This window comes from Aquimarina acroporae (assembly GCF_023195925.1).
Classification (GTDB): Bacteria; Bacteroidota; Bacteroidia; order Flavobacteriales; family Flavobacteriaceae; genus Aquimarina; species Aquimarina acroporae.
In genome coordinates, this window is the sequence record NZ_JALPRE010000007.1 from 508,888 (window position 1) to 532,216 (window position 23,329).

Below are 23,329 nucleotides of genomic sequence, written 5' to 3' on the forward strand. Positions count from 1 at the left end.
GAGACAATTGAGGTTTTATTTTTACATATATTTCTAGCAACTTATAGCTCTAAAGCTTTCATTACGTTATTATCCATCAATAACTCTTCAGGATTTTCAAGAGCTTCTTTTACTGCCACTAAGAACCCTACAGATTCTTTCCCGTCTATGATTCTGTGATCATACGACAAAGCAACATACATTACCGGAGCAATAACAATTTGACCATCTCTTACTATTGGACGTTCAACAATATTATGCATTCCTAAAATAGCACTTTGAGGAGGATTAATAATTGGCGTAGATAACATACTTCCAAACACCCCACCATTGGTAATGGTAAATGTACCTCCAGTCATCTCATCAACAGTAATCTGACCTTCTCTTGCTCTTATTGCTAAACGTTTCACCTCAGACTCTACTCCTCTGAAACTCAAATTTTCTGCATTTCTGATTACAGGAACCATTAGTCCTTTTGGTCCAGAAACTGCAATACTGATATCCTGAAAATCGAACGAAATCATTTCCTTACCATCGATCATAGAATTTACCGCGGGGAACATTTTCAATGCACGTACACAAGCCAAAGTAAAGAATGACATAAATCCAAGACTTACCCCATGTTTACTTTTGAAAGTTTCTTTGTGTTTACTTCGCAAATCAAAAATTGGTTGCATATCTACCTCATTAAAAGTAGTAAGCATTGCTGTTTCATTTTTTACAGAAACCAAACGCTCTGCTACTTTTCTACGAAGCATCGATAATTTCTTGCGGCTTTCTCCTCTACTTCCTGGTCCAGGAGTTCCCATAGACGGTTTAGCATCTAATGCATCTGCTTTAGTAATACGACCATCTCTACCCGTACCTTGTACCTGAGAAGCATCAATTCCTTTTTCGGCCAAAACCTTCTTTGCCGCTGGAGATGCAGTTCCTGTAGCATATGTTTCAGTTTTTGCTGGTGCAGCTGGGGCAGGAGCTTCTTCTTTTTTCTCTTCTACCTTAGGAGTTTCAGCCGCCGGAGCAGGTTTTGCATCATCTCCGCCTTCTGGTTTTGCAGCATCAGTATCGATAAGACATACTACTTGCCCTACTGCTACAGCATCTCCTTCTTCAGCCATAAGGGTAATAACACCACTTGCCTCTGCCGGCAATTCTAAGGTTGCTTTATCACTATCTACTTCTGCAATTGCCTGATCTTTTTCAACATAATCACCAGTCTCAACAAGCCATTGAGCAATTTCTACTTCTGTAATAGATTCTCCCGGTGATGGGACTTTCATTTCTAAAGCCATAATTTTGAATTTATCCTTTGTATAATTTCCTTCGGAAATTCTTAATCTATAGTTACTTAATTATATTTTATCTTTTTTGATTGTCTTTGGTTTTATCAAAAACATAATCGATCACCTGCTGATGTCTACGTTTAGAACGGGTTGCACTTCCTGCAGCAGGAGCACCGTATGGTCTTCTACTAGCAAATCTAAAGCTTTTTGCAGCATCATAGTGCATCAACATATGACTAAGAGCACCCATATTTCTTGGCTCTTCTTGTGCCCAAACTACCTCATCGGCCTTATATTTCTTAATAAGCTTATCCATTTCAGCAGCAGGTAAAGGGAATAGTTGTTCTATTCTTACCAAAGCCACATCTTTTCTGTTATTCTTTTCTTTTTCATCTAGTAGATCATAATAGAATTTACCTGTACAGAACACTAAAGATTTTACATCTTTTGCAGTTGCATCTGGATCATCTATAACAGTTTGAAAGCTTCCTTTGGTAAACTCTTCTACCGAAGACACAGCCTTTGGATGACGCAATAAACTTTTAGGAGTAAACACCACTAACGGTTTACGATACTTAGCCTTCATTTGTCTACGCAACAAGTGGAACATATTAGCTGGTGTTGTAACATCGGCAATGAACATATTATCTTTTGCACAGAGCTGAAGATATCTTTCCATTCTTGCCGAGGAGTGTTCTGCTCCTTGACCCTCATATCCATGAGGTAATAGCATTACTATACCATTTTGTAATTTCCATTTATCCTCTGCAGAGGAAATGTATTGGTCAATCATAATTTGTGCTCCATTACTGAAGTCACCAAATTGAGCTTCCCAAATAGTAAGTGTATCTGGACTTGCCATAGCATATCCGTAATCGAAACCTAAAACCCCATATTCTGATAACAAAGAGTTGTAAATGTAGAAATCACCCTGATCACCTTTTAATGTATTTAAAAGAGTTACCTCTTCTTCACTATCTTCTACTTTAATCACTCCATGTCTATGAGAAAAAGTCCCTCTTTCTACATCTTGCCCACTCATTCTTACGTCATATCCTTCTTTAAGTAAAGATCCATAAGCCAACAATTCTCCCATTGCCCAATCTAATTGATTGGTCTCGAAGAACATCTTGTGCCGTTGTTCAATTAAACGCTCTATTTTACGTAAGAACTTTTTATCTGAAGGAAGTTTCGTAATCACCTCTGCAATTTCTGTAAGCTTGGTTTTAGGATATGCGGTTTTAACTACATCCATCATTTCGTCCTCTTGCACACGTTCAAAACCAGCCCATTCATCTTGCATAAATGGCGTAATCACTGTTTTTTCTTGCTTTCTTGAATCCTCTAATTCTTCTTCAAGAGATGCTTTATATTCTTTTTCAAGCTTTGTCACATAATCCTTATCGATAATACCTTCTGCAATTAGTTTTTCAGCATAGATATCTCTTGGGTTTTTATGTTTTGCAATAGCTTTATATAATTTTGGTTGCGTAAAACGAGGCTCATCACCTTCGTTATGTCCATATTTACGATATCCAAGTAAATCAATAAAGACATCGCGTTTAAACGTCATTCTAAAATCTAAAGCAAAATTTGCTGCATGCACTACTGCTTCTGCATCATCAGAATTTACATGTAGTACCGGAGAAAGCGTTACCTTTCCAACATCGGTACAATATGTAGATGATCTTGCATCAAGATAATTGGTGGTAAACCCAATCTGGTTATTAACAACAATATGTATAGTTCCTCCAGTTTTATAACCATCGAGCTTTGCCATTTGAACAATTTCATACACAAGTCCTTGTCCTGCAATAGCCGCATCACCATGCACTACAATTGGCAGTACTGCTGAAGTGTTTTCTTGATAATGTCTATCTTGTTTTGCTCTGGTAATACCTTCTACCACCGCTCCTACTGTCTCTAAGTGAGATGGGTTGGGAGCAATATTCATATTAATATCTTTACCATTGTCGGTTTTCCTTTTTGAGGTCCACCCTAAATGGTACTTTACATCTCCATCGAAAACAGCCTCTTCATAGTCCTTTCCATCAAACTCGCTAAAAATATCTCTCGGACTTTTGCCAAAAATATTCGTTAAGGTACTTAGACGCCCTCTATGAGCCATTCCCATAACGAATTCTTTTACTCCAAAATCTGCTGCTTTTTCAACCAATGCATCCAAAGCAGGGATCAAAGACTCTCCTCCTTCTAAGGAGAAACGCTTTTGTCCTACATATTTGGTATGTAAAAAGTTTTCGAACGAAACGGCTTGATTTAACTTTTTTAGAATGTGTTTTTTCTGATCTGCAGAAAATTTGGTTCTATTGGTGTTAAAGTTCACTCGCGCCTGAATCCATTCGCGCTCTTCAGGATTTCGTATATACATATACTCTATCCCAATAGCATCGCAATAAATTTTCTCTAGGTGAACTACAATATTACTTAAGGTATTTGGACCAATCCCAATAATTTCTCCAGCATTAAATACAGTGTTAAGGTCTGATTGACTTAACCCGAAATTTTCTAAAGCAAGTGTAGGCGTATACTTTCGTCTTTCTCGTACCGGATTGGTTTTTGTAAAGAGGTGTCCTCTGGTTCTGTAGGCATCGATTAACCGCACTACCTGAAACTCTTTCTGAACACTTTCAGGAACAGCTACTGTACCTTCGGTTTCTTTTTCGATGTAAATGGTTTCTCCTGAACCATCAGCATTTTCTAAACCAAAATCAAATCCTTGAAAAAAAGCCCTCCAACTTGGCTCTACGCTATCGGGGCTTTGTAAATATTGGTCATATAAATCTGCAAAAAATGCGGTATGAGCCGCATTCAAAAATGAATATTTATCCATATGTTAGCATTCAATTGTCTTTTTTACGACAAAACGTTACAAAAATACAACAATTACAATTTATTGACCATTGAAATATCTATATTTATATAACATTTTTTTAGAAATTTAGCAATGAAAGTAGATACCTCTCAAAAAATTAAAGTTTTTGCATTAGTTTCCATTATTCTGTTTTCCTTACAAAATACATATTCGCAAGATGAAAACTTTTGGTCCAATGTACGATTTGGAGGAAATCTAGGAGTTGGAGTTTCTAATGACCGATTTAGTGTAGTGGTTGCTCCAGCAGCCATTTACGAATTCAACCCTTTCTTCAGTGCAGGTCTGGGTCTTAACTTTGGATACAATACATTTGACAATGATGCCTTCAACGAAGATATCACCAGCGTTAATTATGGAGCCAGTATTATCGGATTATTTAATCCGATTCCTGAACTGCAACTATCAGCAGAATTTGAGCAAACTGGAGTGAGTCAAAAAATAGAAGTAGGCAATCAAGAATTTAAAGACGACTATTGGTATCCTGCACTTTTTGTAGGAGCAGGATATAGAACCGGATTTGTAAGCTTTGGTATGCGATATGATCTTTTATATGATGAGGATAAGAGTATTTACGGATCAGCCTATGCTCCTTTTGTAAGAGTATTCTTTTAAAACATCAGTAAAATTACCAGAGATGAAAAATACAACTAGGCTTCCTATTTGAATAACTTTCTAATTTTTTTTCAGCTTTTCTCAATAGTCGATACTTATAACGAATATCTTCAATATCTTCTTGACAATTGCTTTTTTCGAAAGGGACAGTTTCAAAATAATCTACATCCCATTTACTTAATATTTCTCCGTGCCTTCTTTCGTAGCAACTGCTCTCCCCGTTTTCTTTGAAAAACATTGCATGTTCGATAACTTCAACTACTTTTTCTGCACTCAACGAAGAAGACCCTTGAGAACTTTTCTTATAAAGGGTATTCATGCGAATAATTTCTGAAATCGAAGTCTTTAACCTTATCATATCATTTTCAATAAAAAAATACTCCAAATACACGTCTCTAGCAAAACCTTGTTGATAGGTGTGTTTTATCAATTTCAATTTGTCACCTTTATGATAAAACTCAATTCTTCCAGATAGATTTTCTGAACATTTATAATTTTTAGAAATGTGAGATATGAGAGTATCCTTTTCTGCTATAGCCTCCTGAAAAGCCCTAAAAGACAAATTTGTTTCTTTAAACCCTTCCTGAGCCTGAGAAAGAGTCACAAAAAATACCAGCAAAACAAAGTTACATAATCTCATTTCCTAAAAATTTTATAACATATTTCTGTAATACACCTTTTTCCATTCCCTTTTAAGAATAAGATAAGTAGCCTGCTCAACTATTTCATATATATCTTTGGTTCCTTCCTTCTTCATTTCGGTTTCTGACACATCAACCATATAGAGTAAATTAAGATACTGATTAAAATCACCCTGCACCATCTCCAATATCAGATTCTGCAGCTCGGCTACAAGATTGGTTGGGGTTATATTATCTTTCAAAATATGATCTACCCCTGCTCTTAACATATCTTTTTGCAGTTGCGCGACCAATTTTGAATACAAATTAGCGGTAGTAATTTCTTGTAAAAGCTGCTGTACAGGTAAGCTTTGAGGTTTATCAGACACTTCTATTCATTAAATTCTCTCCAAACAATCGCAATAATTTCTTTTTATCTTCAGAAATCGACAACTCATCTAAGGCTAAAAACGCTTTTTGCGTATATAGTTTTATTTCTTCCCGAATAAGATTTCGAGCTCCTGTAGTTTCAAAAAGATGCTTTACCGTAGTTATCTTTTCGGAAGGGTCATCAGGATTTAAGGAAAATAGACCTCTTAATTGTTTCTGTTCATCTGCCGAAGCATGTTCTAAAGCCTTTAGATATAAAAAAGTCTTTTTATTTTCAATAATATCACCTCCTACTTGCTTTCCGAAGGTCTCAGGGTCTCCAAAAGCATCTAAATAATCATCTTGTAATTGAAAAGCTAACCCTAATAATCTACCAAAATCATAAATCGAAGTTTTACAACTCTCTGATGCACCAGCTACAATGGCTCCCATTTTAAGAGCGGCTCCAACCAATACCGCAGTTTTATATTCTATCATCTTAATATACTCAGGAATCGTAACATCATCCCTGGTTTCAAAATCGATATCATACTGCTGCCCTTCACATACCTCAATAGCAGTTTGAGTAAAAAGCATTGCAAGCTCTCTAAATGTCTCTCCATTATAATTTTCGAATAACTGATATGCATTAATGAGCATTGCATCTCCAGAAAGAATACCTGTGTTTATATCCCATTTTTCGTGAACCGTCTCTTTTCCTCTTCTCAGCGGAGCATCATCCATAATATCATCATGAATTAATGAAAAATTATGAAACACCTCAACCGCCAAAGCAGCATCCAAAGCTTTATCGTAGGATGTTCCAAAAATTTCAGAAGCCATTAGCACCAGTGTCGGACGCAAACGTTTTCCACCAAGACCCAAAATGTAAGAAATAGGTTCATACAAGTTTTTAGGCTCTTTAGTTATGTTTTTTTGATTTAAATAAGTAATGAAGTAACCTTGGTAATCAGAAATTGTGTGCACTTTTATTTTTTGCGCTAAGGTAAAACAAAATTTGAGAAACAAATGAAAGTGAAGCTTTTCCCTAACTCAATACTATATCCTTTGGTACCAAAAATAAATTTCACAAATATCATAAAGAGCGTTAGGATTAAGAAACATGAAGTCATATCTACTGAAATCTAAAAACTTAAACATTAGTTAAAAAAAATGTCCAAAACGATCTATCCTTTTTCGTTTTACATGAAAACTTGCTCATATGCAACGGTTCAACCTTAAAAAATGCTGGTTCAAGTTATTTATGTGTTAAATAAATGTAAAACCAAGGAAACTTTAATTGTTTTTAAAGTTTCCTTGGTTACATTTGCCCTTCGAATCAGCAAACTCAGTAATGGAAAAGAAAATAGTTGAGAAAGCCAATGATATGTTTTTGAACTTAGGGTTCAAGAGTGTTACTATGGATGATCTCGCATCTGAAATGGGAATGTCGAAAAAAACGATTTACACCTATTTTCAAAATAAAACCAAACTTGTAGAAGCTACTACCCATCACTTGTTCTGTAAAATTAGTGATGGTATTAATGCGATTCTACAAGAAAATTTAGACCCTATTGAAGAACTGTATACCATCAAGGCATTTGTAATGCAACATTTGAAAAATGAGAAGACTGCTCCCTTGCACCAACTGCAAAAGTATTATCCAAAAATCCATTCGGGTTTAAAGGAGAAGCAATTCGAAGTTTTTCAAGAATGTGTGGTAGACAATTTGGCCAGAGGAATAGAAAAAGGGGTTTTTAGGAAAAATATAGATATCGCATTTATATCGAGAATCTATTTTATTGGAACCACAGGAATAAAGGACAAAAATATGTTCCCCGATGATCGATTCCCGGTTTCAAAACTTATGGATGACTACTTAGAATATCACATTTTAGGTATCACCACAGAAAAAGGACGTACAATTTTAAACAACCTAATAAAAGAACAACAAATATGAGAAACAACCTATGGTTATTTTGTCTGGGTTGGTTATTTACAGCCTCATTACAGGCTCAACAATTGCCAACCGATTCTATTTACTCATTTACACTTGATGAGGCCATTGAGTTTGCTTTGGAGAATAGTTACCAATCTATTAATGCCAGGAGAGATGTTGCCAAGGCATTAAAAAGAAAATGGGAGACCACTGCAGATGGATTACCTCAAATAAGCGGAGTTATAGACTATCAAAACCAATTAAAACAACCTGTTACTCCTTTGCCCGGAGAAATTGTTGGTGGAGAACCTGGAACTTTCGTTCCGGTGGTTTTTGGAGTAAAACAACAAGTTTCTGCTACTGCCACCTTGAATCAGCTTATTTTTGACGGTTCTTACCTTGTTGGTCTTGAAGCCGCTAAGAGTTTCCTGCAGTTCAACAATGATTCTGAAGAAAAAGTACAACTAGAGGTACGTAAAGGCGTGATTAATGCTTACGGAAGTGTTTTGGTAGCACAGGAAAGTGTAAAAATTCTCGAAAACAATGTAAAAACTCTAGAGAAAAACTATCAGGAAACCTTAAAGATTTTTGAAAATGGTTTAGCCGAAGAAGAAGATGCAGAGCAACTTCAAATCACATTGTTACAGATCAAAAACCAATTGAGCAATGCAGAACGTTTACAAAAAATTGCGCTTCAAATGTTTAATCTTGCTATTGGTGTAGATGTAGATTCGAATACTACGCTTGCTGATGACTTAGACAGCTTAACCATGAAGAATATGGATGAATCGATTACAGCCACACCATTCATTCTTGAAAATAATGTAGATTATAGATTGGCCTATTTATTAACCGAACAAAGGAGACTTGAGCTCAAGCTTGAAAAAAGTAGAGCATTACCTAGGCTTTCTGCATTTATTAATTACGGAACATCTGCGTTTGACAACGATTTTGTATTTCTTGATAGCGAAACCCCTTGGTTTCAATCTTCTGTACTGGGTGCGAGCCTTAACATTCCTATTTTTAGCTCATTAAGACGCAGCGCTAGGACACAACAGGCTAAAATTGCTTTTGAGCAGTCGAATACAGAGTTTATTCAAGCGCAGCAACAAATTCAGCTACAATACAATTCTGCAATCAGTGACTACAAACTTTCTATAGAAAATTTTGACACCTCAAAGCAAAATCTGTCTTTGGCAGAACGCATTGAGAAAAAAAATCAGATTAAATATTCTGAAGGTTTAGCATCGAGTTTCGATTTACGACAAGCTCAAATACAATTATACAGCTCACAACAAGAAGTATTACAGGCCATGCTGGATATTATCAATAAAAAGGCCGAATTAGAAACGATTTTAAATACACCACAAAATAATAAGTAACCAATTATGAAAAAGATTCTTACCGTATTAAGTATAACAATTCTTTTTGCTTCGTGTGGACAAAACGACGCGAAGTCTATTGACAAGATTATAGAAGATGGTGACCTTAAGGCTTTACGTGCCAAAAGAACAGAAGTTGTTGCAGAGCAGCAAACCGTAGCCGATAAACTAAAGCAACTTGATGAAGCTATTGCTTCTCTAGACACGGTTAAAAAACTTCCTTTGGTTACTACACTTATTGCAAAAGACACCTTGTTTAATCACTACGTAGAATTACAAGGTAATGTAGAAACCAAACAAAACATTATTCTTTATCCTGAAATGGGAGGAATTCTTACTAAGATTTATGTTAAAGAAGGACAAAAAGTTAGCAAAGGACAATTACTAGCCAGAATAGATGATGGAGGACTAAGTCAACAATTATCTCAAGCAGAAGTAAGAGCTCAACTAGCTAAAACAACTTTTGATCGTCAAAAACGACTGTGGGAACAGAAAATTGGTTCAGAAATTCAATATTTAGAAGCTAAAACAAATTTTGAAGCTCAAGAAAATGCGGTGAACCAAATTAAGCGTCAGTTGGCAAAAACTACAATTAATGCACCTTTTTCCGGGGTAATTGATGATGTTATTACAGAACAAGGTAGTGTAGTATCTCCAGGCTTAAATGCTGTAATACGCATTGTTAACTTAAACAATATGTATATTGAAACTGAAGTGCCAGAGCGTTATATTCCCAGTGTGACTGTAGGTAAAGATGTAGAAGTATATTTCCCTGTTTTAGGGAAAACAATCAATACCAAAATTCGTCAGGTAGGTAACTACATCAACCCTAACAATAGATCTTTTTTGGTAGAAGTAGGTGTACCTTCTAACGGAGGAACAGTAAAACCAAACCTTACTGCCAAAGTAAAGATTAACGATTACACAAATGAAAAAGCAATCCTAATTCCGCAAAGTATTTTATCAGAAAACGCCGAAGGTGATCAATACACTTATGTTACTTCGTCAAAAGATGCTCAAAATATAGCAGAAGCCAAAAGAGTAATCGTTAAAACCGGAAAAACTCAAGGTGACTATATTGAAATTCTAGATGGTCTAAACAATGGAGACGCTATTATAAGTGAAGGTGCCAGAAGTGTAAAAGATGGACAAAAAGTTAAAATCTTAAACTAAGACTCTATGCAAGTGAATAATAAAAAAGTAGATAAGGAATTTAAACTATCATCTTGGGCGATAGATAACCCTACTACGATCTATGTCATGATCGGTATATTTCTGGTATTAGGGTTGTCGGCATATTTTTCAATGCCAAGGGAGAATTTTCCTGAAATCAACGAAACCAAGATCTATATAAGTGTTCCTTACCCTGGTAACACTTCCGAAGATATCGAACGTTTGATTATCGATCCTCTTGAGGATAAATTGAAAAACGTTAGCAACGTGGTAGAGATATTATCTACCTCACAAGAAGACTACGGAATTATTACTGTTGAATTTGACGAAGAATTATCTGTTCCCGAAGCTAAGCAAAAGGTAAAAGACGAGGTAGATTCTGAGAAAGCAAATGAAGATTGGCCAACATTCAATGGTGCTAAAGTAGAACCAAATGTTTTCGATCTAAGTATTTCTGAAGAAACCCCGATAATGAATATTAACATTACCGGAGACTATCCTGTAGATAAACTGAAAGAATATGCAGAATATCTTGAAGATGAAATAGGAGATCTACCAGAAATCAAAAAAGCAGACATAAGAGGAGCACAGGAAAAAGAAGTAGAAGTAGCTGTAGACATCTACAAAATGATGGCTGCACAAGTAAGTTTCGACGATGTCATTAACTCCATAAAAAACGGAAACATGACCATGTCTGCAGGAAATATGATCACTAGTGGACAACGTCGTACGATTCGTATTTTGGGTGAAATCGATCGACCATCAGAGCTAGATAACTTTGTAGTTAAATTTGAAGGCAACAAAGCTGTATATCTAAGAGATATTGCTGATGTTACTTTCAAAGAAGAAGACAAAACTACCTATGCTAGAGAATACGGTAAAAATGTTGTGATGCTCGACGTTAAAAAACGATCTGGAAAAAACATGATCGAAGCTGTAGAAAAGATTAATGTAATTCTAGATGATGCTAAAGAAAATATTTTCCCTAATGACCTTACTATAAGTGTTGCCAATGACCAATCTGAAAAAACCGAAAATCAAGTAAGTGATCTTGTAAACAACATTATTTTTGGGATCATACTGGTGGTAGGTGTATTAATGTTCTTCTTAGGGTTTAGAAATGCACTGTTCGTGGGATTTGCAATACCAATGTCTATGTTTATGTCTTTTATGATCCTTTCGGCTCTAGGCTACACTATGAACACAATGATTTTGTTCGCCTTAATTATGGGACTAGGAATGTTGGTAGATAATGGTATTGTAGTTGTAGAAAATGTATATCGATTAATGGAAGAAGAAGGCATGTCTCGTATACAAGCCGCCAAAAAAGGAATTGGTGAAATCGCCTTCCCTATTATTATTTCTACCGCTACCACGGTAGCAGCTTTTGTCCCCTTAGGAATGTGGCCTGGGGTAATGGGACAGTTTATGATTTATTTCCCGATCACCTTGTCGGTAGTTTTAGGATCTTCCCTTTTCGTGGCAATTTTCATCAACTCTATGCTGGTTTCTCAATTTATGGAAGTAGGAGAAAAAGTACTTTCACGTAAACAACTTATACGTTTAAGTATTATTCTTGGAGGTATGGGTATTTTTATCCTTATTGTTGGAGGACCGGTACGAGGATTGGGTACATTAATGATCGTAACCGCTATCATGTTTTGGGTTTATAAATATGTTCTAAAAGGAGCTGCTAACTTTTTCCAAAGAAGAATATTAGCATGGTTAGAAAATAGATACCAACGTTTCTTAGCATTTGCGCTAAAAGGTTGGAGAGCCTATGCATTTACAATAGGAACCTTTATCTTATTGTTTGTGGTATTTGCTATGTTTGGAGGGTCTATTGGTAGTCAACGAACTAAGGTAGAATTCTTCCCAGATAATAAACCCAATCAGATTATAGTATATATCGAGTATCCTCAAGGTACTGATATTGATAAAACGAATGCTATAACCAAAGAAATAGAGCAGCGTGTATATGCTGTGGTTAACGATAAAGAATATGTAGAGGGAGAAAACCATAACTTTTTGGTAGAATCTGCGGTGTCACAGGTTGGTGAAGGAGCTGGAAATCCTCAAACCGATGGAGGTAGTAATGCCGAAATGCCACACCGAGCTAAGATTACCGCTACCATGCGTGAGTTTAAGTTTAGAAAAGGAAAGGACTCTGAAATTTTGCGTCAAAAAGTACAAGAAGATCTCAAAGGTATTTACCCTGGGGTAGCTATTTCTGTAGAAAAGGATGCGGTTGGGCCACCAGCTGGATACCCTATCAATATAGAAATTGAAGGACCTGACTACGATGATCTTATCAATATCGCGGAGCAAATGCGAAATTTCATCAATGAAAAAAATATTCCTGGTATTGAAGAGTTAAAGATCGATGTAAACAAAGGAAAACCTGCTATGCAAGTTGAGGTAGATCGTGAAAAAGCTGGAGAGCTTGGTATAGCAGCTGGACAAGTAGGTAATCAACTACGTCGTTCTATTTTTGGAGAAAAAGCAGGAGTTTATAAGAAAGAAGGAGAAGATTACGACATCTATGTAAGATTCAATTCTGAAAACAGATACAATACCAGTGCACTTTTTAATCAGAACATCACTTATAAAGATCAGAGCACAGGTCAAACTAGAGAAGTTCCTGTTTCTGCGGTAGCTACTCAGAAGAACACTTCATCATTTAGTGCCATTAAACACAGAGACACTAGAAGAGTTGTTACTGTTTACTCAGGCCTACAACCGGGATATACAGATGCCGGAGCTATTGTATCACAGATACAAACTGAAATGGCTAGTTTCCCTGAATTACCAAGAGGAATTAAAATAGATTATACCGGTCAAATAGAAGAGCAAGGTAAACAAATGGCTTTCTTGATGGGAGCATTCTTTGCCGGATTGGGACTAATTATGTTGATTTTAGTATTTCAGTTTAGCTCTATTTCCAAACCAACCATCATCATGATCGCGATATTCTTAAGTTTTATAGGGGTATTTGGAGGTATTCTGGTAACTGGAGCATCTTTTGTAATTATGATGACCATGATGGGTATCATTTCTCTCGCAGGTATTGTGGTAAATAACGGTGTGGTATTACTAGATTACACCCAACTACTAATAGATCGAAAAAAGGTAGAACTTAATGTGCCAGAGAATGAATTATTACCAAACGAAGAGGTAATGAACATTATCATAAAAGGAGGTAGAGCTCGTTTAAGACCAGTATTATTAACTGCGATTACAACGGTTCTAGGTTTGATTCCATTGGCTATAGGATTTAATGTGGATTTCTTCTCCTTATTTACAGATTTTGATCCTAAAATATACATTGGGGGTGACAACGTAATTTTCTGGGGTCCATTAGCATGGGCTGTAATTTACGGATTAATCATCGCCACCTTCTTAACCCTAATTATCGTTCCTTGTCTGTTCTTTATTGTCAACAGATTTAAAGTGTGGTTAAGACGAAAGAAAAACGTAGAAGTGCCGGTAGCAACAACAGCTACTGCGTAGTGATATGTAAAATTGAAAAAAGAAAAACGCCGCGATTTGCGGCGTTTTTTATGTAATAAAAGCTTTTTTTTCTAGTTATTCTCAGATAATGGAACCGGGAATGTGTCAAATATCTGATCACCCGCTCTATCTATAGGCAAACCACTAGATAAATCATATCTTCTCAAATCAAACATTCTATGGTTTTCAGCCCATAAAGAATATCTTCTTTGGTTTAACATTTCAGTAGTTAAATCTGGTGCAGTTTGCGCTCCAGAATAATCTGCCAAACCAGCAGCGTTTCTAATTACATTTAGTGCATTTTCTGCATCAGGAAGATTACTTGCCAAAATACTAGCTTCTGCATATACCAACACTAATTCCTCATTACGAATAATATCAACAGGAGTTACATTGGTAGCATATAATCTGGTCTCATTAGTACCATTAAGATCATCTTGAGAAGTAGGTAAAGGTCGTACTGCAGTTTTTGTTGTTACTCGAGTATCACCAGCTTCTGCATCATTTACCCAACTATCGTGTACGATAATTTGATCTCCATTATTAGGTTCTGTAGCAGAAACTGAAGCAATTCTAAATACTGGATTTGCCTGATCACCCCCACCAAGACCAAATATATGCTTTGGCCCAACGGTTAGGTCCCCTGCAAGGTCAAAATATGAATTTCCTAATTCGGCTAACGCTCCAGCTCCATCGCCATCATACAAAGCTGCAATTGCAGCTACTGCTCTATTGAATTCTAAAAATGTTGATGGTGTATTGAAATCGTCAAAACCACTACTCAAAGGAAATTTAAACTCTGCACCTGCAGCATTAATATTATCTCTTGCCTCATTCAACATACTTCTTACAGCGGTTAAGGCTGGTCCAAATTCTAGTATAGGACCTAGATTATCAGGATCAGCAACATCTACTCTAGCAACATTATAAGATTTAAGAACCTGAATTAGTTCATAAGCTATAAATGTTTTTGCAAAACCCAAATATCCTTGACGCTCTGCCTCCGTAATACTTTCTGTATTTGTTGCAGAACCAATTAGTAAATTCGCATTTTTTATACAACGGTAGCTTCCATTCCATTGCTGTGTACTATAAAATGAATTATTATCTAAACCTATTCCATTTTTACCTAACAAATCTCCAGTATTTCGAGGATCTGCATCGAATAAATATAACTCTCTTGCCATAGTACCACTGGCGGTTACTTCTGTTCCTAATCCATTTCTTGAAGTAGACTCTACTGCTACTACCAATCCGTTTAATTGATCTACAGAGGCTCCAGTTTCGACACCTCCTACACTAGGGCCATTTGGGTCAACTACTTCTTCAAAGTCACAAGAAGTAAATGCTAGTAAAGCAAAAAATGACGTAACGGCTAATTTTAAAGTTATTTTTGATATACTCTTCATGATTTCTTGCTCTTAAAAATTAACGTTTAGGTGAAAATAAAATTGCCTAGAACTAGGGAATGGTGTTACCTCAATACCACTAGATAATCCAGCTCCACCGTTTACCGATACTTCAGGATCATAACTACTATAATCTGTAATCGTAAAGATATTTCTACCTGAGATTCCTAACTTAATTCCTTCTACGGTCTCTCCTAAGAATCCAGAGATCACTTTTGTAGGGAACCTATAATAGATCGCTGCTTCCCTCAATCTTACATATCCTGCAGGTTCAACAAATCGCTCTGCATTGGCCGGTGACGCCAATCGAGCCTGACCTTCGGCCGTTTCTAAATCGTCTGAAGTTCCTCCTAAATCGGTAAGGAATCTTGATAAGTTTAAGTTCTCTCCTCCTTGTTTCCATTGTAACAAGAAAGAAACATCTAACTGCTTAAGTATTGTAAATTGGTTAGAAAAAGCCATTTGAAAATCTGGCTCAACATTACCTACCTGAGTTAATGTTCCATTAATATTACCCACCAATTGTGTCACAGGCTCTCCTTCTTCAATAAAGAATGTACCTAAACCTGTACCAAAACCAGCTCCTGGCTGAGCAAATGCAGGAACATCTAGTCTTGTAATTTCAGAAGTGTTTTTATAAAATTGAACTCCAGTATTCCAATAGAAATTATCATTATTAAAAACATCTGCTCGTACTGCTAATTCAACCCCTTGGTTTGTCAAATCTGCAAGGTTTGTAGTTTCAGTTGTGAATCCAGATGAAGCTGGTAACTGTCTTGTTAAGATAAGATCATCAACACTACGATTATAATAAGTAGCTTCTAAAGATACTCTGCTATCAAAAAAGCTAATATCGAAACCTGTTTCAAATTCTTTAGAAGTTTCTGGCTCAATGTTAGGGTCTCCTCTTAATCCTTGCACCGAAGAACCTCCGTTTCCTCCCGTGTTAGAAGATACAAAACTGGTAAATGTGTTTCCAAAAGTGGCAGGGTTACCAGCTTCACCATAAGCAGCTCTTATTTTTAACTGATTGATTGCTTCAATATTCCAGAAATCAAAATTATTGATATTAACAGCTAACGATGCTTTAGGAAATCCGAAGAATTCATTTGGATCTCCATTTCTAGTAGACTTATCTAAACGATATCCTAAGGTAGCGATTAATTGGTTTTTATAATTACCTTCAATTTGAGCAAAATATCCAAAATCCCTCTCCTTTTCTAAACGCTGATCAATAGTTTGGTTTACCGATTGATCTACGTTGGTCTGACCAGGAGTTAAATCTGCTCCCTGGCTGTTTACAAAATTTCTTTCGATATCAATATAAGCCGTACCCAACTGAGTGGTTAAGTTTAAATCTCCATTTAGGGCTGTATTATCCCAAATTAAGATAGCTTGATTATTAAACTGAATGATATTATTCTTACCTACAGCAATAAATCCTTCCTGACCACCAATTTGTGCCTGGTGGGTTTCTGGTACATATACGAAAGTTTCGTTAGCTACATAATCAAGACCACCGCTTATTAAGAATCGTAATCTGTTATTGTCGTTGGTAAATAACTTTGTGTTTAACTTATATCCTTGTAAGAATCTGTTCGTAGCATCCTCATTTCTAGCTCTATCTCTTACAAAAACCGGGTTACCAGGGTAATTTGGGTTATTAGGATAGTTTCCATTTGCATCTGGAAATAAATTAATCCAAGGACGTGTAAATGCTAATGTATATCCATAACTTAAACCACCTTCATTTTCATTACCAGTAAAACTTCGGCTATTGTTACTCTTTACATAGTTTGAGTTGATCGAGAAATCAAAAACATCTGAAATCTTATGGTCGATATTTGCTCTTATCGAAAGTCTGTCGAAACCGGTATTTTTAATAATACCTTCTTCATCTCTAAAAGATCCACCCACATAGAACTTTGTTTTTTCTCCACCTCCTGAAGCACTTATTCTTGTTTCGGTTATAAAACCGGTTTCTCCATAGATCACATCTTCATAATCTATAAGTCCACCATTTGCTACGGCTTGTTCAAATAATACTCGTTCTGCAGCATCAAAAGTACTTTCTACAGAAGCGGCTGTCCAAGGTCTTAATCCAAGAGGGTTAGCAATTTTGGTAAAACCTACATCCTGACTGAAGTTGATTTTGGTTTTTCCACCTTTACCTCTTTTGGTAGTTATAATTACTACCCCGGCACTTGCACGCTGTCCATATATTGCAGCAGCTGATGCTCCTTTAAGCACTTCAATATTTTCAATATCATTAGGATCTAAGTCTGCTAGCCTGTTAGCCGAGTTTTCCTCATTTCCTCTATTTGCTCCAGAAGCATTTCTTAATCCTGAAGGAATTTCATCATTGTTATAGTAAACTCCATCTACAATAAAAAGTGGTTGGTTTTGCCCATTAATAGAAGAAACCCCACGTAAACGAAGTGCAAAACCTCCACCAGGAGCACCCGATGAAGAAACAATGTTTACACCTGGCACTTTACCATAAAGTGCACCATCAACCGTTGGTTGCCCTGTATTTCCTACAAGCTCTTCTGAAGAAACCGTAGCCACAGCATTTGCAAGGTTGGCTCTCTTGATAGAAGTACCTAAACCGGTAACAACCACCTCTTCCAGTGCTTGCGAAGATTCTGAAATTTGTATGGTTACATCGCCGGCTGTTTCAACCCTAATAGTCGTGTCTGCAAAACCAAGAGCTGTAGCCCTAAGTGTTACTGGTAAGGAACTAACGGTAATAGAGAAGTTACCATCTATATCCGTAGCTGTTCCGTTATTTGTTCCTTCTTCAATAATATTTACAAAAGGACCGGGCTCCCCCGAACCCTGAATGACCACCTTACCGGTGATCGTTTCCTGTGCTAAGAGGATCACAGGAAAAAATAGTAATAATAGCAAAATTCTCATTTTGCTAAAATGAGTTTGTTTTTTCATAATGATTTGTTTAAATGTTTGGTTAAATCTATTAAAAGATATTTATAAAAAAATGTTAAAACTAACAATTGTTCGTACAAAACCCCTCGATCACCCACAAAATAGACAAACTAATTACTAAAAACATACATTATTAACAATTTCAATTCTATTGTATAATAGTTAACAATTGTTTAGTCAATGTATTTTCTAACAAACCTCATTTATATACCCTAAAACTTTCTTATTTTTGCACCCTTAATTTGATACGACAAACACTATGTATAGAAGTCATTCTTGCGGTGAGCTTAACGCTTCAAACATTAATCAAGAAGTTACCCTCTCTGGTTGGGTTCAAAAAATACGTGACAAAGGTTTTATGATCTGGGTAGATCTACGAGATCGTTATGGCATTACCCAACTTATTTTTGATGAGCAACGTACACCAAAAGAAATAGTTTCCAAAGCCAAAACACTAGGTAGAGAGTTTGTTATTCAGGTTAAGGGTACTGTTATAGAACGAGAATCTAAAAACCCTAACATTCCTACTGGAGATATTGAAATTTTAGTACAGGAGTTCGCTATTCTTAACGAAGCTATTGTTCCTCCTTTCACTATTGAAGACGAAACCGATGGCGGTGAAGATATAAGAATGAAATATCGGTACTTAGACATTCGACGTAATCCTGTAAAAAATAACTTGATGTTTCGTCATCAAGTTGGGATGAAAGTTCGTAACTATTTATCTGAAGAAGGTTTTATAGAAGTAGAAACGCCTTATTTAATAAAATCTACTCCCGAAGGAGCACGTGATTTTGTGGTTCCTTCGAGAATGAATGAAGGTCAATTTTATGCATTACCGCAATCTCCTCAAACCTTCAAGCAATTGCTTATGGTGGGGGGAATGGATAAGTATTTTCAGATTGTAAAGTGTTTCAGAGACGAAGACTTAAGAGCTGACAGACAGCCCGAGTTTACTCAAATAGACTGTGAAATGGCTTTTGTAGAGCAAGAAGATATTCTTACCATTTTTGAAGGGCTTACACGTCATCTTATTAAGGAAATTAAAGGCATTGAAATCAGTGATTTCCCAAGAATGACCTATAACCAAGCCATGAAAACATATGGTAATGATAAGCCTGATATTCGTTTCGGAATGAAGTTTGGGGAACTTAACGAAGTCACACAACATAAGGATTTCAAAGTATTTAATGAAGCTGAATTAGTGGTTGGGATCGCTGTTCCCGGAGGAGCGTCATACACCAGAAAAGAAATCGACAAGCTAATCGATTGGGTGAAACGTCCTCAAGTTGGTGCTTTAGGAATGGTATATGTAAAATGTAATGATGACAGTACTTACAAATCTTCAGTAGATAAATTCTACGACCAGGAAGACCTCGCCAAATGGGCACAAGTAACAGGAGCACAGGCTGGAGATTTAATTTGTGTACTTTCTGGGCAAACAAATAAAGTAAGAGCACAATTAAGTGCGCTACGAATGGAAATGGCAGAACGTTTAGGACTTAGAAACCCAGAAGAATTTGCGCCATTATGGGTAGTCGATTTTCCATTACTAGAATGGGATGAAGAAACAGAGCGTTATCATGCTATGCACCACCCATTTACTTCACCTAAGCCAGAAGATATTTCCCTGTTAGACTCTAAACCAGGCGAGGTTAGAGCAAATGCCTATGACCTAGTATTAAACGGAAATGAAATTGGTGGAGGATCAATTCGTATTCACGATAAAGAAACTCAAGCATTAATGTTTGACCACCTTGGTTTCACTCCCGAAGAAGCTAAAGAACAATTTGGATTTTTGATGGATGCATTTCAATATGGTGCCCCGCCACATGGAGGGATCGCCTTTGGTTTTGATAGATTAGTTTCTATTCTTGGCGGCCAAGAGACCATAAGGGACTTTATTGCCTTCCCGAAAAACAACAGTGGTCGAGATGTTATGATCGATGCACCAGCAACCATAGACACAGATCAGCTTAAAGAATTGAACATTAAATTAGATTTATAGAAATAACCCCACTTTTAAGTGGGGTTTCTTTATACCTTTACGTCATGAAGGTTTTTAAGATCACACTTCTTATTCTAGCTGGAATTGTAGCAGTAATTGCACTATTTTTCGGATATATATATTATAAGCATATCGGAAAATATACTACTGATACTGAGAAATACCCTCACTATATTGGACATTTAGACCCAAACACGACACTTTCTAACGAATCTTTTGAAGTTTGTGATGATCCTAACATCTTCAAAACTCATCACGGAGCTGCTCCCGAAGCCTTTAAATTTAACAAAGGTATTTTTAGAAAAAAGATTTTAGAAAACTATGAGAACAGCAGCAACAAGGATGCTGGATATATCTTTTTTAGATTTATTGTAAACTGCAAAGGAGAAACGGGACGATTTGAAATTACCACTACAGATCTCGAGTTGAATCAAGGTTCAATGTCACACGACATAATCGATCAACTTTACCAATTAACTTCTAATACAAAGCATTGGAATATCCTTGAAACAAACAATAAACCCATAGATTATTACGTATATATAGCTTACAAAATACAAAATGGAGAAATTACCGAAATACTTCCTTAGCTACTTTGTCTTACACATGGTTATTTCATGTTCTCCCATGAGCAAGGAAGAAAAAATAACAGCATCCAAAGAAATTATGAATGGACCCGCTGTACATTTTAGACAAGGTTCTTCTAAAACCATGTCTGTCATAGAAAAGGCTATAGAACTTGATCCCAAAAACGCTGAAGCTTGGAGAGAGTTATCTGTCGCCTATCTCAAACGAGGCATGCCGACAAAGTGGAAACCCCTATTTGATAAAGCGGTAGAACTCGACCCGGTTGAATGGCAAGGATGGAGAGGATATTTACACCTATATTTCTATAGAAATTACAAAAAAGCCATAGCAGATTTTGATGCAACAGATGAACTTACTCCTAACTTTGATGACACCCCTCAGGGCCAGAGTGTAAACTATATGAGAGGTTTAGCCTACCTAGGGTTAAAAAACTATAATAAATCGAAACTCTATTTCGAAACATACATCAAAGATCAGGCGAATACCTCTGGAGAAGAATATGCAGACGTTACTGCGTTCTTATATCTTGGCATTGGTTATTATCTTGAAAAGGATTATGAAAATGCGAAGCAAAATCTTTATAAAGCACTTAAATATTCAAATGACCATTACGCAGATGCTCACTACTATTTAGCCAAATGTTTTTATAAAGAGCAGGACTTCTCAAATGCCTTAATCTATATTAAAAAAGCCCAAAATGATTTTAACCTAGGATATTCTCACCGTCGTAATTATGTAGAAGTACTTTACCAAATTTACAGTCAAGACATAGAAGCATTAAAAAAGGAATTAGAAAATAGTTAACTTTAAGGTAATTAACTAACTTATATGTCTTCAAGTAAAAATAACTGGCTTTATAAAATTCTGAAATGGCGTTACAGAAACATTTCGAATAAGAATTTTATTCTATTGCTAAGTGTTTTAATTGGCTTCGCCGCGGGACTTATATCTCTACTGTTAAAAAACATCACCCACCTTATTCAAGTGGTGTTACAAAGCGACATTATATCTTGGCAAACCTCATTTTATTTTATTATTCCTTTTATCGGACTTTTAATTGTATACGTTTTAACCAAGCATATATTTAAAAAGGACATACGTCCTGCTATACCACTCATACTACATGCACTATCAAAAAAAAATGGTGTTATCAAGCCTATTCATGGGTATTTACCTCTTATTCTAGCTCCCATTACTGTAGGCTTTGGGGGTTCAGTAGGTCTTTTGGGACCTGCTATTGGATCAGGATCCACTTTAAGCTCAGATATTTGCACATTATTTAAAGTTAGTGGCAAAACTCGATTTTTATTAATTGGCTGCGCAGCGGCTGGAGCAATTTCTGCAGTTTTTAAATCTCCATTGGCCGGATTAGTTTTTGCCGTAGAAGTATTTAGTCTGGATCTTACTCTGACCTCCCTTTTACCGCTACTTTTTGCTTCAGTATCATCAATTATAACCTCCTATTTTTTTCTTGGAGATGAAGTTCTATTCAGATTTGATGTTACCGAAAAATTCGATATTTACGATACTCCTTTTTACATTATCCTGGGAATTGGAACTGCTGTCGCTTCTATTTACTTTACCAAAATGTATTTTGGCATTTCCCATTTTTTTAATCGATTTACAAAGAAAATTCACAAACTTCTTGTAGGAGGATTAGCGATAGGGATTATGCTTTATTTTATACCACCTTTATATGGGGAAGGGTTAGGCTTTATTAATGATCTTTTAAGCGGCGATCATTATACCGCTATAGGCAAAACCCCATTTGATAGCATTACTGGCAACATTTGGGTCGTAATTGCCCTATTAACCGGAATCACGATTTTTAAAGCAGTTGCAATGACAGCAACTTTTGCAGCAGGAGGTTCTGGAGGGATATTTATTCCAACCATGGTTATGGGTAGCGCCTTGGGAAATGTTGTATCTAAAGTAATTAACAACTTAGGGTTAGGGTTTTCAGTTTCTGAAGCTAACTTTACCCTTTTGGGCATGGCAGGACTTATCGCAGGAGTACTACACGCACCTCTTACATCAATTTTCTTAATTGCTGAAATTACATCAAGTTATGAGTTATTTGTTCCTTTAATGATCACTACGGCCATATCCTTTTTTATATCTAAAAACCGAATAGAACATAATATTTATAATAGGGAACTTGCTGAAAAAGGTGATCTTTTAACACATGACAAAGATCAAACCGTACTCACCTTAATGAATTTGGAAGATTGCATAGAAACCAATTTTATCACTGTGCACCCCCACTATACCCTTAAACAATTGCTTAGCGAAGCTGTCGCCAAATCCAACAGAAACCTATTTCCGGTAACTGACGAATTTAATAAACTCATTGGTATGGTGGCTTTAGATGATATAAGAGATATTATGTTTGACATTACTTTATATCACAAAATAAAAGTTGAAACACTTATGTCACAAAACAAAACCATAATTATTTATGAAGAAGATAATGCCAAAAGTGTAATGCAAAAGTTTCAAGATACCGGAGCTTGGAATCTCCCAGTGATCAGGAATGGAAAATACTTCGGTTTTATTTCCAAATCAAAATTACTTACCTCATATAGAAGAAAGTTGATTAATTTTACCCGATAATACAT

The 23,329-nt window shown here is 36.1% G+C and carries 16 protein-coding genes; 9 read left to right on the forward strand and 7 right to left on the reverse strand.

Annotated features, from left to right (window positions below):
• Window positions 1–41 precede the first annotated feature (41 nt).
• Window positions 42–1,271: a 2-oxoglutarate dehydrogenase complex dihydrolipoyllysine-residue succinyltransferase gene (gene odhB / locus M0D21_RS13445; RefSeq protein WP_248330337.1), complete on the reverse strand. Its 1,230-nt coding sequence runs from the start codon at window positions 1,269–1,271 to the stop codon at window positions 42–44.
• Window positions 1,272–1,338: 67 nt separating this feature from the next.
• A complete protein-coding gene (locus M0D21_RS13450) occupies window positions 1,339–4,113 on the reverse strand; it encodes a 2-oxoglutarate dehydrogenase E1 component (RefSeq protein WP_248330339.1) in 2,775 nt (924 codons plus the stop codon).
• Between the two features lie 114 nt (window positions 4,114–4,227).
• On the opposite strand from M0D21_RS13450, the gene M0D21_RS13455 reads away from it, so the two are divergent.
• Window positions 4,228–4,767: a hypothetical protein gene (locus M0D21_RS13455; protein ID WP_248330341.1), complete on the forward strand. Its 540-nt coding sequence runs from the start codon at window positions 4,228–4,230 to the stop codon at window positions 4,765–4,767.
• Between the two features lie 13 nt (window positions 4,768–4,780).
• Here M0D21_RS13455 and M0D21_RS13460 read toward each other — a convergent pair whose 3' ends face one another.
• Genes M0D21_RS13460 through M0D21_RS13470 form a run of 3 tightly spaced genes read right to left on the reverse strand, consistent with a single transcriptional unit; the run spans window position 4,781 to window position 6,743 of the window.
• Window positions 4,781–5,407, reverse strand: a complete 627-nt coding sequence (locus tag M0D21_RS13460) for a hypothetical protein (protein WP_248330343.1) — start codon at window positions 5,405–5,407, stop codon at window positions 4,781–4,783.
• A gap of 12 nt (window positions 5,408–5,419) precedes the next feature.
• Window positions 5,420–5,776, reverse strand: a complete 357-nt coding sequence (locus M0D21_RS13465) for a hypothetical protein (protein ID WP_248330345.1) — start codon at window positions 5,774–5,776, stop codon at window positions 5,420–5,422.
• The gene (locus M0D21_RS13470; RefSeq protein WP_248330347.1) at window positions 5,769–6,743 is read right to left on the reverse strand and encodes a polyprenyl synthetase family protein; all 975 of its coding nucleotides are present in this window, start codon (window positions 6,741–6,743) and stop codon (window positions 5,769–5,771) included. Before M0D21_RS13470 ends, M0D21_RS13465 begins: the two co-directional genes overlap by 8 nt.
• Before the next feature lie 367 nt (window positions 6,744–7,110).
• Here M0D21_RS13470 and M0D21_RS13475 point away from each other — a divergent pair, with 367 nt between their 5' ends.
• From M0D21_RS13475 to M0D21_RS13490, 4 genes are read left to right on the forward strand one after another with little or no spacing between them, the layout of a single operon-like run.
• A complete protein-coding gene (locus tag M0D21_RS13475; RefSeq protein WP_248330349.1) occupies window positions 7,111–7,716 on the forward strand; it encodes a TetR/AcrR family transcriptional regulator in 606 nt (201 codons plus the stop codon).
• On the forward strand, window positions 7,713–9,077 hold the full coding sequence (locus tag M0D21_RS13480; RefSeq protein ID WP_248330351.1) for a TolC family protein: 1,365 nt from the start codon (window positions 7,713–7,715) through the stop codon (window positions 9,075–9,077). The genes M0D21_RS13475 and M0D21_RS13480 overlap by 4 nt, the downstream gene beginning before the upstream one ends.
• Window positions 9,078–9,083: 6 nt before the next feature.
• Window positions 9,084–10,250 (forward strand): efflux RND transporter periplasmic adaptor subunit, encoded by a 1,167-nt coding sequence (locus M0D21_RS13485; protein WP_248330353.1) that lies wholly within the window; start codon window positions 9,084–9,086, stop codon window positions 10,248–10,250.
• A 6-nt stretch (window positions 10,251–10,256) separates the two neighbouring features.
• A complete protein-coding gene (locus tag M0D21_RS13490; protein ID WP_248330355.1) occupies window positions 10,257–13,760 on the forward strand; it encodes an efflux RND transporter permease subunit in 3,504 nt (1,167 codons plus the stop codon).
• Between the two features lie 71 nt (window positions 13,761–13,831).
• Here the strand turns inward: M0D21_RS13490 and M0D21_RS13495 are convergent, their stop codons facing one another.
• Window positions 13,832–15,169 (reverse strand): RagB/SusD family nutrient uptake outer membrane protein, encoded by a 1,338-nt coding sequence (locus M0D21_RS13495; protein ID WP_248330357.1) that lies wholly within the window; start codon window positions 15,167–15,169, stop codon window positions 13,832–13,834.
• A gap of 12 nt (window positions 15,170–15,181) precedes the next feature.
• A complete protein-coding gene (locus M0D21_RS13500) occupies window positions 15,182–18,115 on the reverse strand; it encodes a SusC/RagA family TonB-linked outer membrane protein (protein WP_248330359.1) in 2,934 nt (977 codons plus the stop codon).
• 259 nt (window positions 18,116–18,374) lie between these two features.
• On the opposite strand from M0D21_RS13500, the gene aspS reads away from it, so the two are divergent.
• From aspS to M0D21_RS13520, 4 genes are read left to right on the forward strand one after another with little or no spacing between them, the layout of a single operon-like run.
• Window positions 18,375–20,123, forward strand: a complete 1,749-nt coding sequence (gene aspS / locus M0D21_RS13505; RefSeq protein WP_248330361.1) for an aspartate--tRNA ligase — start codon at window positions 18,375–18,377, stop codon at window positions 20,121–20,123.
• Window positions 20,124–20,167: 44 nt separating this feature from the next.
• The gene (locus M0D21_RS13510) at window positions 20,168–20,713 is read left to right on the forward strand and encodes a hypothetical protein (protein WP_248330363.1); all 546 of its coding nucleotides are present in this window, start codon (window positions 20,168–20,170) and stop codon (window positions 20,711–20,713) included.
• A gap of 37 nt (window positions 20,714–20,750) precedes the next feature.
• Window positions 20,751–21,515 (forward strand): tetratricopeptide repeat protein, encoded by a 765-nt coding sequence (locus M0D21_RS13515; protein WP_248330365.1) that lies wholly within the window; start codon window positions 20,751–20,753, stop codon window positions 21,513–21,515.
• Window positions 21,516–21,539: 24 nt separating this feature from the next.
• The gene (locus M0D21_RS13520) at window positions 21,540–23,324 is read left to right on the forward strand and encodes a chloride channel protein (RefSeq protein WP_248330367.1); all 1,785 of its coding nucleotides are present in this window, start codon (window positions 21,540–21,542) and stop codon (window positions 23,322–23,324) included.
• The last annotated feature ends 5 nt before the right edge of the window (window positions 23,325–23,329 follow it).